The sequence below is a fragment of the Azospirillum lipoferum genome (assembly GCF_024170005.1).
GTDB lineage: Bacteria > Pseudomonadota > Alphaproteobacteria > Azospirillales > Azospirillaceae > Azospirillum > Azospirillum lipoferum.
In genome coordinates this window covers 58731-72824 of sequence record NZ_JALJXJ010000010.1, presented here as the reverse complement: position 1 = coordinate 72824, position 14094 = coordinate 58731, and the positions used below count along the sequence as shown (strand labels likewise).

Here is a 14094-nt window from a genome sequence, read left to right as displayed (position 1 = left end):
AGATGATGCTGATGCCGTGATGAGCAAATCCAATGCCGGCGCGCCCGCTCTGCTCGACGCCAAGCTGTTGCGACTGTTCGAGGTTCTGTACAGCACGCGCAGCGTCACCCGTGCCGCCGAGGAGCTTGGACAATCCCAGCCGACGGTGAGCATCTGGCTCGGCAAGCTGCGGCACGACCTGCATGATCCGCTGTTCGTGCGCACACCGACCGGAATGCAGCCGACACCGCGGGCCGACGCCTTGATCCAGACCGTGCGGGAAGCGCTCGAAGCGCTGCGGCGCCTGTCGTCCTGGCAGCCGGAATTCGTCCCCGGCACGACGCGGGACCGGTTCCGGATCGCCATGACCGATGCCAGCCACATCACCCTGCTTCCGCAACTGCTGGCCCATCTGCGCGCGGCGGCTCCGCTCGCCCGCTTCGAGGCGGCGAAGATCGAGGCGGATATCGGCGATCTTCTACAGTCGGGCGCCGTCCACATGGCGATCGGCCTCATCCCGGAATTGGAGTCCGGTTTCTACCAGCAGGCTCTTTTCGATCAGGATTGGGTCTGCGTGGCGAACGCGCGCCATCCAAGGCTGGGCGACGGTCTGACCATCGAGCGATACCGGGCGGAGGCGCATATCGGCATCGTCTCGGGAACCGGCCACGCGCTGTTGGAATCCGCGCTGGACCGTCACGGAGTTGACCGGCGTGTGGTGATGGAGCTTCCCGGCTTTCTCGGTATGGCCGCCATCGTGGGAACCACGGACCTGATCGCCACCCTGCCGCGCCAGAGCGGCGAGATGTTGGCCAGGATCAACGGCTTGACCGTGTTCCCCTGCCCGGTGCCGATCCCGTCCTTCACGGTCAAGCAGCATTGGCACGCCCGCTATCACCATGACGCCGCCAGCCGATGGCTGCGTGGGGTTTGCGTCGACCTGTTCCAGACACGGACCATTCCCGGCGGAGGTGGCATCCGCCGAGATGAGTAAGATATTCCGCGGGTCCCGGATCGTGCGGCGATGGATGCCATCTTCTTTATCCTGCGGACCGGCAGCCAGTGACAGGCCCTGCGGGCGACCGGGCTCTGCTCACCGTCCTCCGCTTACCGTCGCTTGCGCGAGTGGATCGATGCCGGGGTGTTCGAGGTAAATCGCTTCGGGTTTGCCGGAGGCCATTTGAGTAGCGGGTCACACCAGCTTACTCCGACAATCTGACCACCAGCTTGCCGGTGTTGTGTCCTTCGAACAACCCGACAAAGGCGGTGGCTGCCTGATCCAACCCGTCCACGATCGTTTCGAGCGCACGGAGTTGGCCAGCGTCGAGCCAGCCCCGCATCTGCCGCTCGAAATCCGGAAAGCTGTCGAGGTGATCGGCGTTCATAAAGCCTTGGAGACGGATGCGTTTGACGATCAGGGACATGAGCAGGGCGTGGATACCGCCCGCTTCCTCGGTGACACCGTTGTAGCCCGAGACCAGCCCGCATACGGGCACACGCGCGTCGTTGTTGAGAAGCGGCCAGACGGCTTCGCGGACGGCGCCGCCGACATTCTCGAAGTAGATATCGATCCCATCGGGCGCGGCCTCGCGCAGCCGGCCGGCAAGGTCGGGCACGCGATAGTCGAGGCAGGCGTCGAAACCAAGTTCCTCCACAACCTGACGGCATTTGTCGGTCCCGCCCGCAATGCCGATAACGCGGCAACCGAGAAGCCTTCCGATCTGTCCGACGACGGAGCCGACTGCGCCGGCCGCCGCCGACACCACCAGCGTTTCGCCGGCCTGTGGCCGCCCGATCGCGGTCAGCCCCCACCAGGCCGTGAAGCCGGTCATGCCGAGGACGCCGAGAGCCTGCGACGGCTGCGCCATGTCGTTCGGCAGGCGGCGCAGACCGGTCCCATCCGATATCGCGAAGGTCTGCCAGCCGGCGTCGGGCGTGACCACCAGGTCACCTTCGGCGAAGCTGTCGAGACGCGACCGCATCACCCGCGCGACCGTCCCGCCGCCGGGCGGCGCATCCAGCGCAAAGGGCAGCGCATAGGGTGACGCGTAGGAGCCGTGGCTGTCGTTCATCCGGCCACGCATGTAGGGATCGAGCGACAGGTAGAGGTTGCGCAGCAGCAGTTCGCCGTCGTTGGGCACCGGCACAGGGCCGTCCACGATGCGGAAGTCGTCGGGCACCGGTGCGCCCCGGGGTCTTCTGGCAAGCCGTACCTGACGGTTGAGGGTTCGGATCATGGATGGTCCCCGTGCAGTCGGGTTGGCGTGCCGGCGCCGGGGCCGGCGCGTTGCGGATCAACGGGCGAACTGCTGGTGCAGGAAGTCCAGCACGTCGGCGTTGGCCAGGCGGATGATGCTGAAGTGGTCCGCGCCGTCGTAGACCTTGTAGGTGAGAGGCGCGCCATCGGCCTTCAGCTTGTCCGCGAACGGCGTCTGAAGCGCCTCAAGCACGAACGGGTCGGCATTGCCTTGGACGATCAGGACGGGTTGGCGCAACACAAAGCCCGGCGCCACCGCCGGATCATTGGCGGCCAGGAAGGCGTGCATCTGCGGCTGGTTGGCCCAATCGGCGTTCAACCCCTGGAAGGCGCTGCCTTTCGCCTTCACCGCCTCGCCAATGACCCCGATCGCCGCGACCGAGCAAAGCGAGCGGAAGTGCTGCAGCGTCGCGGCAAGGTCCGATCCCATGATCGACGCCTCATCGAAGGATGGCTGTGCGGCCTTCAGGCCGGTCGCCATCAGCGCGCCTTGGAACTGCTGCATCATCAGTCGCTGCTGCGCAGCCGCTTGGCTCGACGCCGCCCTGCCGTCCGCTCCGAAGCGCGCGGCGTGAGCTTCGATCGCGACGTAGGGCGCCGAGGCGACCGTGCCGACGAAGGCAAGACCCGTGGCTTCCCTCGCAAGCGCCTCGACGCCCAGGACGCCGTGGCCGCCGTCCGAATGGCCGACGACCGCCCAGCGGTCCGACAGGCGTGGTTCCGACGCGCGCGCCGTCACGACCCCCGCGATCAGCGAGCGGGCAAGGCTCGACAGGCTGTAATAGGGGTATGGAGTGGTCGCATCGGGGCCAAGCCCTTCGAGGTCAGGCGCGACCACGGCATAGTCCGCGTCGACGAACTGGCCGATCTGCCAGGCATAATCGCTCTTGAACCCGTCGCGGGTCAGGCCGCCGTCCAGTTCTGCGGTCTGGCTCGGCGCGCACGTCTTCTGTCCCGGCGTGGTCGTGCCGTGTTCCCAGGCGACGATCGGCCAACCGCCCACCGGAGGCGCGCCCTTCGGCGTCAGCAGCAGCGTGGTGGCCGGCACCGGCTGTCCACCGACGCCGAGCATGGTGTGGTGCAGGAGTCGGATATCGGCGTTGACGCCAGGGACCGCCGGCTGCGCCGTCACCGACCGCAGCGCGATCGGCGAAGGGCCGGCATCGGCCACCGCAACCGGAGAAAGGCTGGTGGCGCCGAGCGCGAGGGCGAGGAAGGCAGTTGCGAGGGGCCGGGCCATCCACGATGAGGAATGGGTCATGGTGCGTCTTTCTCTTTTTGGCGGGATCAGACCTGCGCCATTCCGCCATCGACCGGCAGCTCGGCCCCAGTGATGAAGCTCGCCTCCTCGCTGGCGAGGAATAGCGCGGCGGAGGCCACTTCGTCGGCCCGGCCCATGCGGCCCAGCGGGATCAGCTTCGTCAGCGTCTCGCGCACCTCGTCGGACGTCGCCGCCATCATGGCGGTGTCGGTTGGTCCCGGCGCCACGACGTTGACGCGGATGTTGCGGGGAGCAAGCTCGTTGGCCCAGGTGCGCGCGAACGAGCGCACCGCCGCCTTGGTCGCCCCGTAGACGCCATAGCCCTTGGTGCCGATCCTGTCGGCAATCGAGCCCACCAGCACCACTGAGCCGCCGTCCGGCATGATCGCGGTCGCGGCCTTGGCGGCGAACAGAAGCGCGCGCACATTGAGACCGAACGTCCGGTCGAAATGATCCTCGCCGATTGTATCGAGGGTCGCGAACTCGGAGATGCCGGCGCTGACGGCGAGCACGTCCACCCGTCCGGCCTCGTTGCGCACCGCCTCGAAGAAGGCGGCGAGCGCTGGCACGTCGGAAGCATCGACGCGGCGCGCGCGCAGCGTGCCGGCACCGTGGCCCACGTCGCCCTCTTCGGCACGGCGGCTGGTCGCATAGACCGTGGCGCCCTCCTCTGCGAAGCGTCGCGCGATGGCGCCGCCGATGCCGTCATGGCCGCCGACGACGACGGCGATCTTCCCTGAAAGCCTGCCCATATGTCCTCACATCGGAAGTGATGACATAACGGTATCATTCCTATATCTAGGCACAAGAACGCACCTAGTAGTGCCTAGATATGGAGGCGTATACCCATGTCCGCAGATGCGCTTGAACTGCCGCTCGACGTGGCCGTGACGCGGCCCATCCTCGAACAGATCGCCAACAAGTGGACCGTGCTGATCCTCAGCGTCCTATGCACGCAGCCGGCGCGGTTCAACGACCTGAAACGTCGCCTCGACGGCATCACCCACAAGGCGCTTTCGGATGCCCTGAAGCGGTTGGAGCGGAACGGTCTCATCAGCCGCAGAATACTCCCGACGCAGCCGGTCGGCGTCGAGTACACGATCACGGCCCTTGGCGCCTCGCTGCGCGAACCCTTCGCCGCGCTTTACAGCTGGTCGCTCGCCAACGGAACGAAGCTGGCAGAGGCGCAACGTGCTTACGATGAGTCGAGAAGGCACATGGGGTTCGAGGACGAGATCTAGAGTGTGATCGTTGCAAGCGGAATCGCTTGAAACGGATCGTACCCCTGGCCGTGGTGTAGGAGCGGAAAGGCGCTCATGGCCTCCGGCTGGTCTGGCCGGGATTGTCAGGCGGCCACGGCAGGCAAACTGGCAAGGAGATGATCGCCGAGCGGGGCGATGGTTTCCCGGGTCATGTATCGCGCCCGCTGAACGGCCCACTCGTCATTCTGCTCCAAGAGGATGGCGCCGATGAGGCGCGTAATCGCTTCCTCGTTGGGAAATATACCCACGACCTCGGTGCGTCGCTCGATCTCGCCGTTGAGGCGTTCAATCGGGTTGGTCGAGTGGATCTTGGCGCGGTGCTCCCTGGGAAAGGTCATGTAGGCCAGGACGTCTTCTTCCGCCTCACCCATCAGCGCCGCCGGCTTCGGCAGCTTGGCCCGGACCTGATCGGCCACTTGCCGCCACTGCGTGCGTGCGGATGCCGCATCATCCTGCGCGAAAGCAGTGGCGATGAAGGCCGCCACGACACGGCGCCCGCTCTTGCCGGCATGGGCATCGGAGATCACCAGCTTGACGCCGTTCAGCCCCCGGCGCTTGAGCTTACGCAGGAACTCGATCCAGAAGGTCTTCGCCTCCGACGGCCCGATGTCCATCCCCAGCACCTCGCGGCGGCCGTCGCTGTTGACCGCCACGGCGATGGTGACGGCGGACGATGCGCCCGTTCTGGCGAACCTTCACATACGTGGCATCCAACCACAGGCAGGGCCCGTCGCCCTCGATGGGGCGGCCGAGGAAGGTCTTCACCCGCTCATCGATCTCGGCGCACAACCGGCTGACCTGGCTCCTGGAGATGCCGGACATTCCCATCGCCTGGACCAGATCGTCCACCGAGCGGGTCGAGATGCCTTGGATATAGGCCTCCTGGATCACCGCCGTCAGCGCCTTTTCGGCCATCCGCCGTGGCTCCAGAAAGCCGGAAAAGTAAGAACCCCTGCGCAGTTTGGGAATGCGCCGCTCGGCGGCAAAGCCGATCATTTCGCGCAGAACATCGGCATCCATGCCCTTCTCAAGCATCGCGCGAAGCGCCATCATCTTGTCGGTCATCGTGGTCACCCTCGGTCGAGGTTGTGTTGTGGTGACCAGACTCCACCGAAGAACCATGGTGACCGCCCGCTATGGATAACCGGCCCGCCTACGCCAGCCAGAGAAGGGCGCTGTGGCGGGCCGGTTCCCCACAGTTCCTACACCACCTCCTGGGACACGACCTCCCAGCTCCCAGGAGCTGTTGACGACGCTCACAGCCCTACCAGACCGGCTACCCGGCGCACACCCCTGTTCAGCTTAAAGTAGCATCCCGCACAGCACCGGTCAGGACGAGCCCGTCACGAACAAGCTCTGACACTTGGCGCTACACCTGACGGAACCGATGCAGCCACCCTGGACGGCGCCCACGATCCGCGCGGAAGGCAAAGCGGTTCGATCCCGGACGATCGGGTGATTGCGCGGCCGGCGGGGCGCCATCCTGCTCTTTCCGTGTCCCCATCGGAGGCCCCGGCGACCAGTCGGCCGACAAGTTGATGGTGCCTCCGTTCCTGATGGGTCAGTGGCTGATCATCCACGGCCTTGCCGTCGGAAACCCCTTCGCCCCGTCGGGGGTGCGCAGCACCGACCGCCCCTTTCCGCCGCCGCTTCCGCAGCCGCAGCCGGGGCCGTGCTTATGCTTCGGCCCGACCTCCGACAGCAGGCTCGGCCGGTCGGCGCTGCGCTCGTTGGTGGCGTGCGCCGTCCGCGTCGCGGCGGAGACGGTGGAGAAGGCCGGCGCCATGCGGATCACCCGCGGCGACGGCACCTCACAGTAGGGGCAGGGCTGCGGCAGGCTGCTTTCCGCCATCGGCCGCATCTCGGTGAAGTCGCCGCAGGTCGGGCACTCATAGTCGTACATCGGCATGGCGTCGCCTCCCCTTCCCCGGTTACACGCGGTCCGGCGCGATCGGCATGTCGATGTCGCCGCTGATGAACTTGGTCGGGCCGTCGGCGTTCGGAGTGATGTCGAAGTCGAAGATCTGCGTCGGCAGGAACAGGGTGGCGCAGGCGTTGGGGACGTCGACCACGCCGCTGATGTGGCCCTGCACCGGGGCGGTGCCGAGGATCGAATAGGCCTGGGCGCCGGAATAGCCGAACTTCTTCAGGTATTCGATGGCGTTCAGGCAGGCCTGCCGGTAGGCGACATGGACGTCCAGGTAATGCTGCTCGCCCGCCTCGTCGACCGAGATGCCCTCGAAGATCAGGTAGTCGTTGTAGGTCGGGACGATCGGGCTCGGCTTGAAGATCGGATTCCTGATCCCGTACTTCGCCATGCCGTCCTTGATCAGGTTCACCTTCAGATGAGCCCAGCCCGCCATCTCGATGGCGCCGCAGAAGGTGATCTCGCCGTCGCCCTGGCTGAAATGCAGGTCGCCCATCGACAGGCCGGCACCCTTCACATAGACCGGGAAATAGATGCGCGAACCGCGCGACAGATCCTTGATGTCGCAGTTGCCGCCATGCTCGCGCGGCGGCACGGTGCGGGCCCCCTCCGCCGCCGCCTTGTCGCGGGCGTCGCCCTTCAGCCGGCCCATATGGGCGGTCGGGGCGTAGGGCGGGTTGGCGAGGCCGGGGACGCGGGTCGGGTTGGTGTCGATCAGCGCCTGCTCGCGCTTGTTCCACTTGGCCAGCAGGTCGTGCGACGGCAGGCAGCCGATCAGGCCGGGATGGATCAGCCCGGCGAAGCGCACGCCGGGGATGTGACGCGACTTGGTGAACATGCCCTCGAAGTCCCAGATCGACTTCTGGGCCAGCGGGAAGTGCTCGGTCAGGAAGCCGCCGCCGTTCTGCTTGGAGAAGAAGCCGTTGAAGCCCCACTGCTGCTGCGGGAAGGCGCCGATGTCCAGCAGATCAACCACCAGCAGGTCGCCCGGCTCCGCCCCCTCGACCCCGACCGGGCCGGACAGGAAATGGACCTGGCTGAGGTCGACGTCGCGCACGTCGGCGGCATCGTCGTCGTTTTTGATCTGGCCGCCGGTCCAGTCGTAGCATTCCAGGATGAAGTCGTCGCCCGGCTTCACCGTCACCGCCATGGGGATGTCCGGATGCCAGCGGTTGTGGATCATGTCGTTCTCGTAGGGAGACTGCGACAGGTCGGCCTTGATCAGGGTGTCAGCCATGGTTTGCTCTTCCTTATTGGTGGACTGATGGGTGACGGGGGAAGGCGGGAGGACTCAGGCCGCCAGTTCCCGGAAGCCGTCCGGGAAGGGGTTCGGCTCGATCAGGTCCCGTGTCTCGAAGACCAGGTCGAACTGGCCGTCGCGCCGGGCGCGGCCGATGCGGGTCCGGGTCCAGAGGTGATGGTTCTCGTGGATGCGCAGGGGCCCGGCCGGCGCCCCGGCGAACTCGATGCCGGGCGAGGCGGCGACGACGCGCGCCACGTCGAAGCTGCCGGCCTTCTCCACCGCCAGCTTCCACAGCCAGGGGCCGAGATAGGCGTTGTGGGTGACGTCGCCGATGACGCTGTCCGCCCCCCACATCGCCTTGAAGGCGGCGACGAAGGCGCGGTTGGCCGGCAACTCCAGGCTCTGGAAATATTTGGCGCAGGTGAAGGCGCCGGCGATGTTGTCGCCGCCGATGCCCATCATTTCGTCCTCGGTGACGCTGTTGGTCATCAGGATCTGGCGGTCCAGCTCGATCCCGGCGGCCTTCAGCTGCTTGTAGAAGGCGACGTTCGACCCGCCGACGACGATGGCGTAGATCACGTCGGGCCGGGCCGCCCTGATGCGCGCGACGATGGTCTCGAAACGGGTGTCGCCGAGTTCGGCATACTCCTCGCCGACGACGCGGCAGCCCTTGGCCTCGATGTGGCGGCGGGCGATGGCGTTGGAGGCGCGCGGCCAGATATAGTCCGACCCGACCAGGAAGAAGCTCTTCGCCCCCTTCTCGCGCATCACCCAGTCCAGCCCGGCCAGGATCTGCTGCGTCGCCTCCTGCCCGGTGTAGATGACGTGTTTCGACTGCTCCAGCCCCTCGTAGAAGGTCGGGTAGTAGAGCAGGCCGTCGCGCTTCTCCAGCACCGGCAGCACCTCCTTGCGCGAGGCCGAGGTCCAGCAGCCGAAGATCGCCGCCACCCTGTCCTGCGCCAGCAGCTTGTCGGCGCGGCCGGCGAAGGTCGGCCAGTCGCTGGCGCCGTCCTCCTGGACGATCTCGATCCGCCGGCCCAGCACGCCGCCGGCCTCGTTGATCTGCTGGATCGCCAGCATCTCCGCCTGGATCGACCCGCCCTCGCTCAGCGCCATGGTGCCGGTGGCGGAATGGAGGATGCCGACCTTCACCGCCTCGTCGGTGACGGCGATGCCGCTCCTGTTCACCGCGGCGGTGGCCGGCGCGCCGGCAGCCAGCCCCCGCGTGCGCCGCACCGTGGCCGCCGCCATCCGCCCGGCGACCGAGGCGCGGCGGCGCAGCGCCGATTGCAGACTGACCTCCGCCAGGAAATTGTTGACCTCCCGGCTCAGCTCGTCGGCATGGCCGGCGACCTGGGAGGCGACGCCCAGCACCTGCCCGGCCGCCATGCCGGTGTCGGACGCCGCGTCCGAGACGCCGGCGATGTTGGATGCCACGCTTTCGGTGCCGCGCGCGGCCTCCTGCACGTTGCGGGCGATCTCGCCGGTGGCCGCCCCCTGCTGCTCGACCGCGGCGGCGATGGCGGCGGCGATCTCGTTGATCTCGGCGATGGTGCCGGCGATGGAGCGGATGGCGGCCACCGCCTCGGCCGTCGCCGACTGGATGGCGCCGACCTGGGTGGCGATGTCCTCCGTCGCCCTGGCTGTCTGGTTGGCCAGCGTCTTGACCTCGCTGGCGACGACGGCGAAGCCCTTGCCGGCCTCCCCCGCCCGCGCCGCCTCGATGGTCGCGTTCAGCGCCAGCAGGTTGGTCTGGCCGGCGATGCCCTGGATCAGCCCGATGACCTGCCCGATCCGCCCGGCGCTGTCGGCCAGGCTCTGCACCACCGCGTCGGTGCGGCGGGTATCGGCGACCGCCTTGCCGGCGATGGCGGCCGAGGATGCGACCTGCCGGCCGATCTCCTGGATCGAGGCCGACAGCTCCTCGGTCGCCGTCGCCACGGTCTGGACGTTCATCGACGCCTGGGCCGAGGATTGCGACATCGCCGTGGACAACCGGTTGCTGCGCTCGGCGGTTTCGCTCATCGCCGTGGCGGTGCCGGTCATCTCGCGGGCGGCCGACGAGACGGTCTGCACCAGCCGGCCGACCTTGCTCTCGAAGGCACGGGTCAGCGCCTCCAGCCGGGCGGCGCGCTCCTCGGTCGCCTTGCGCTCGACCTCGCGCTCCGCTTCCCGCGCGTCGCGCAGCTCCGCAGCGGCGGCGATGCGGTCGAGCGCGTCGGCAAGCTCCCGCACCGGGTCGCCGCCCGCTTCACCGCCCGAACCGGACAGCGCCGCGGCGCGGGCGCCGAGCGGACCGAGTGCTGCGTCCCGTCGGTGCACGAAGGCGGCGGCGGCGCCGGCCAGCGCTGCGGAAACGACAAGGCCGGCGGTTGCCACGCCGGTCGAGCCGGTCAGCGGCACCGCCATGGCGGACAGCAGGGCGACCACGGCACAGGCGGTGGATGCGGACTTCGCAGCAGACATGGCGCTTCCCTCTGTGGTGGAGAGGCGGGATGCGGAAAGGGATGAAGGCGGCGGTCAGACCGACAGCAGCCGCGCGACCTTCGCCTCGTCGATCCGGTCGCGGCTGTCCTCATGGACGATCTCGCCGTTCTCGATCACCAGCACGCGGTCGGCGATGTCGAGTGCGAAGCTCAGCACCTGTTCCGACACGATGATGCTCAACCCCTTCTCGTCGCGGATGCGGCGCAGGGTCCGGGCCATCTCGCGGATGATCGAGGGCTGGATGCCTTCGGTCGGCTCGTCCAGCAGCAGGACCTTCGGCTTGGTCGCCAGGGCGCGGGCGATGGCAAGCTGCTGCTGCTGGCCGCCCGACAGGTTGCCGCCGCGCCGGCCCTTCATCTCCAGCAGCACCGGGAACAGCTCGTAGAGGTCGCCCGGCACGCTGCGCCCGCCATGGACGCCCAGCCCCGTCTCGATGTTCTCCTGCACGGTCATGGCCGGGAAGATCATCCGGCCCTGCGGGACATAGGCGACGCCCTGCGCCACCCGCTCGTAGCTCTTCAGGCCGGTGATCTCGGTCCCGCCGATGCGGACGGCGCCGGACCGCGCCGGCACGATCCCCATCAGCGACTTCATCAGCGTCGTCTTGCCCATGCCGTTGCGGCCCATGACGGCGACGATCTCGCCCGGCTCCACCGCGAAATCGAGCCCGTGCAGGACCTCGCTCTCGCCGTAGGACACGCGGAGTTGGTTGACGGACAGCATCTGTTGATCCCCCGTTCAGTGGCCCAGATAGACTTCGACGACCTTGGGGTCGTTCTTCACCCGCTCCATGCTGCCTTCCGACAGGATCTTCCCCTGGTGCAGCACGGTGACGCGGTGGGCGATGTCCTCGACGAACTTCATGTCGTGCTCGATCACCAGCACCGACCGGTTCTGGATGATCTTGTTGAGAAGCTCGGCGGTCTTCTTGCGCTCGTTGACGCTCATCCCGGCGACCGGCTCGTCCAGCATCAGCAGTTCCGGGTCCTGGATCAGCAGCATGCCGATCTCCAGCCACTGCTTCTGGCCGTGGCTGAGATATTCGGCGCGCTGGTCGAGATGGTCGGCCAGGAAGATCATCTCGGCGATCTCCGCCACCCGCTCGCGCACCGCGGCATCGCGCTTGAAGGCCAGCGCGCCGAACACGCTGCGGCCGCGGGGGTAGGAGATCTCCAGATTCTCGAACACCGTCAGGTCGTCGTAGATCGACGGGTTCTGGAACTTGCGCCCGACCCCGGCCTTGACGATCTGGTGCTCCTTCATCGCCGTCAGTTCCTTGTTGCGGAACTTGATGGAGCCGCCGGACGCCTTGGTCCGTCCGCAGATCAGGTCGAGCACCGTGGTCTTGCCGGCGCCGTTCGGGCCGATGATGACGTGGATCTCGTTGCTGTCGACGTAGAAGGACAGGTCGTTGACCGCCTTGAAGCCGTCGAAGGAGACGGTCAGCCCTTCGACCGCCAGCAGGTAATCGGTGGAATTCGCCATGGGATCCGTCCCTCCTCAGTCGGCGGCGGTGTGGGGCGGGATGATCGGCGCGCCGGCTCTGGTCCCCGTACGGAGCAGCAGACGACCAAGCCTGGGGGCGATGAACTGCTGGTAGAGCCCGGCAAGGCCGTTGGGGAACACCATCACCACGCCGATGAACAGGGCGCCCATGGCGAACAGCCACAGCTCCGGAAAGCTCTCCGACAGCATCGTCTTGGCCCAGTTGACCAGCAGCGTGCCGTAGACGGCGCCCAGCAGCGACAGCCGGCCGCCGACCGCGCAGTAGATGACCATCTCGATCGACGGCACGATGCCGACGAAGGACGGCGACATGAAGCCGACCTGGAGCGTGAACATGGCGCCCCCCACCGCCGACAGCGCCGCCGCGAAGCAGAAGACGAAGATCTTGAAGTTGGCGACGTCGTAGCCGGAGAAGCGGACCCGGTCCTCCTTGTCGCGCAGCGCCACCAGGATGCGGCCCAGCTTGGACCGGCGGACATACAGGCACAGCAGGATGCAGCCGATCAGCAATGCTGCATTGACGAAGTACAGCACCAGCTTCGCCTCGTCGGTGCGGATGTCCCAGCCCTTCAGCGTGCGCAGGTCGGTGATGCCGTTGATGCCGCCGGTGTAGCCCTGCTGGCCGACGATCAGGATGGTCAGGATGGCGGCGAAGGCCTGGGTGATGATGGCGAAATAGACGCCGCCGACCCGCCGCTTGAACATCGCCAGCCCGACGATGAAGGCCAGCAGCGCCGGGACCGCCACCACCGCGACGGTGGCGAAGGTCAGGCTGTGGAACGGCTCCCAGAACCAGGGCAGCGCCTTCAGCTGGTTCCAGTCCATGAAGTCGGGGATGCCCGGGGTGGACTGGATCTTGGTCGCTTCCGGGCTGGAGGCCTCCAGCTTCAGGAACATCGCCATGCAATAGCCGCCGATGCCGAAGAAGATGCCCTGCCCCAGCGACAGAATGCCGGCGCTGCCCCAGCACAGCACCAGCCCGAGCGCCACGAAGGCGTAGGTCAGATACTTGCCGACCATGTTCAGGCGGAAGATGTCGAGCCCGAGCGGCAGGACGATGACCAGCAGGGCGGCCAGCAGCAGGATGCCCGCGATGTCGCCGTCAATGCGGCCGAAAAGGCGACCTTGGAGGGTGCGCGTCATGGGATTGGCTCCTCAGCGGCGGACTTTGAGGACGAACAGGCCCTGCGGGCGCAGCATCAGGATCACGACGACGGTCAGCAGCGTCAGCACCTTGGCGGTCGAGCCGCTGAGGAAGAACTCCAGCGTCGACTGCGCCTGGCTGATCGTGAAGGCCGACGCGATGGTGCCGATCAGGCTCTGGGCGCCGCCGAACACCACGACCAGGAAGGTGTCGACGATGTAGAGCTGGCCCGAGGTCGGCCCGGTGGACCCCACCATGGTGAAGGCGCTGCCCGCCACCCCGGCGATGCCGCAGCCGAGCCCGAAGGTGTAGCGGTCGACCTTCTCGGTATTGATGCCGACGGCGCCGGCCATCACCCGGTTCTGCATCACCGCCCGCACGCCCTGGCCCCAGCGCGAGCGGAACATCACGGCATAGATCACGACGGTGATGGCGATGGTCAGGCCCATGACGAACAGGCCGTTGATCGGCACCTCGATGGTGTCGGTGACGGCGACCGATCCCATCAGCCAGTCGGGCAGCACCACGCCGACCTCGCGCGCGCCGAAGACCGAGCGGAAGATCTGCTGGAGGATCAGGCTCAATCCCCAGGTCGCCAGCAGCGTGTCGAGCGGGCGGCGGTAGAGGAAGCGGATCATCCCCCATTCGACCAGCATGCCCAGCGCCCCGCTGGCGAGGAAGGCCAGCGCCATGGCGATGAAGAAATAGGCCGGGAACAGGGCCGGTGCGTAGGTGGAGATGAAGCTGGAGCAGAGATAGGTCACATAGGCGCCGAGGATCATGAACTCCCCGTGCGCCATGTTGATGACGCCCATCTGCCCGAAGATGATGGCGAGGCCCAGCGCCATCAGCACGAAAACGGAAAACAGGATGAGCCCCGCGAATCCCTGCATCGCAAAGATCGAGCCGAGTTCGGCCAGACTGTAGCCTTCGAACATGATGGGAACTCCCGTCAGAGAGGCCCCCGCTCCGGCCCGCCGCCGTTGGACGGGGAAAGGCCGGAGCGGGGGCAGGTCCGGCCCCGCCGC

12 protein-coding genes and 2 pseudogenes are annotated in these 14094 nt (G+C 67.2%); 3 read left to right on the top strand and 11 right to left on the bottom strand.

Features of this window, described 5'->3' with window-relative positions:
• Window positions 1-19 precede the first annotated feature (19 nt).
• Both J2848_RS21975 and J2848_RS21970 read left to right on the top strand, forming a co-directional pair.
• Window positions 20-973: a LysR family transcriptional regulator gene (locus tag J2848_RS21975; protein WP_149232691.1), complete on the top strand. Its 954-nt coding sequence runs from the start codon at window positions 20-22 to the stop codon at window positions 971-973.
• Between the two features lie 9 nt (window positions 974-982).
• Window positions 983-1129, top strand: a pseudogene (locus J2848_RS21970) (transposase); the annotation flags it as partial.
• A 52-nt stretch (window positions 1130-1181) separates the two neighbouring features.
• On the opposite strand, the gene curA reads toward J2848_RS21970, so the two are convergent.
• From curA to J2848_RS21955, 3 genes are read right to left on the bottom strand one after another with little or no spacing between them, the layout of a single operon-like run.
• A complete protein-coding gene (gene curA, locus J2848_RS21965; protein ID WP_149232692.1) occupies window positions 1182-2216 on the bottom strand; it encodes an NADPH-dependent curcumin/dihydrocurcumin reductase in 1035 nt (344 codons plus the stop codon).
• A gap of 57 nt (window positions 2217-2273) precedes the next feature.
• A complete protein-coding gene (locus J2848_RS21960) occupies window positions 2274-3497 on the bottom strand; it encodes an alpha/beta fold hydrolase (RefSeq protein ID WP_149232693.1) in 1224 nt (407 codons plus the stop codon).
• 26 nt (window positions 3498-3523) lie between these two features.
• Window positions 3524-4249, bottom strand: coding sequence for an SDR family NAD(P)-dependent oxidoreductase (locus J2848_RS21955; protein ID WP_149232694.1), 726 nt, complete (start codon window positions 4247-4249; stop codon window positions 3524-3526).
• 96 nt (window positions 4250-4345) lie between these two features.
• Here J2848_RS21955 and J2848_RS21950 point away from each other — a divergent pair, with 96 nt between their 5' ends.
• The gene (locus J2848_RS21950; protein WP_149232695.1) at window positions 4346-4738 is read left to right on the top strand and encodes a winged helix-turn-helix transcriptional regulator; all 393 of its coding nucleotides are present in this window, start codon (window positions 4346-4348) and stop codon (window positions 4736-4738) included.
• Window positions 4739-4842: 104 nt separating this feature from the next.
• Here the strand turns inward: J2848_RS21950 and J2848_RS21945 are convergent.
• The 8 genes and pseudogenes from J2848_RS21945 to urtB form a co-directional block, all read right to left on the bottom strand.
• Window positions 4843-5824: pseudogene (locus tag J2848_RS21945) on the bottom strand (IS256 family transposase).
• Window positions 5825-6320: 496 nt separating this feature from the next.
• Complete coding sequence (locus J2848_RS21940; protein WP_149232696.1) at window positions 6321-6668, bottom strand: FmdB family zinc ribbon protein; 348 nt, start codon at window positions 6666-6668, stop codon at window positions 6321-6323.
• A 22-nt stretch (window positions 6669-6690) separates the two neighbouring features.
• On the bottom strand, window positions 6691-7923 hold the full coding sequence (gene fmdA, locus J2848_RS21935; RefSeq protein WP_149232697.1) for a formamidase: 1233 nt from the start codon (window positions 7921-7923) through the stop codon (window positions 6691-6693).
• A gap of 54 nt (window positions 7924-7977) precedes the next feature.
• A complete protein-coding gene (gene urtA, locus J2848_RS36300) occupies window positions 7978-10395 on the bottom strand; it encodes an urea ABC transporter substrate-binding protein (RefSeq protein WP_149232698.1) in 2418 nt (805 codons plus the stop codon).
• Between the two features lie 54 nt (window positions 10396-10449).
• Window positions 10450-11139 carry an urea ABC transporter ATP-binding subunit UrtE gene (gene urtE / locus J2848_RS21920; RefSeq protein WP_149232699.1) on the bottom strand — a complete coding sequence of 230 codons (690 nt, stop codon included), beginning with the start codon at window positions 11137-11139 and terminating at the stop codon, window positions 10450-10452.
• A gap of 15 nt (window positions 11140-11154) precedes the next feature.
• Entirely contained in the window at window positions 11155-11901 is a 747-nt protein-coding gene (urtD, locus tag J2848_RS21915) for an urea ABC transporter ATP-binding protein UrtD (protein ID WP_149232700.1), read from the bottom strand.
• Window positions 11902-11916: 15 nt separating this feature from the next.
• The gene (gene urtC / locus J2848_RS21910; protein ID WP_149232701.1) at window positions 11917-13065 is read right to left on the bottom strand and encodes an urea ABC transporter permease subunit UrtC; all 1149 of its coding nucleotides are present in this window, start codon (window positions 13063-13065) and stop codon (window positions 11917-11919) included.
• Window positions 13066-13077: 12 nt separating this feature from the next.
• Window positions 13078-14004, bottom strand: a complete 927-nt coding sequence (gene urtB, locus J2848_RS21905; RefSeq protein WP_149232702.1) for an urea ABC transporter permease subunit UrtB — start codon at window positions 14002-14004, stop codon at window positions 13078-13080.
• Between the last annotated feature and the right edge of the window lie 90 nt (window positions 14005-14094).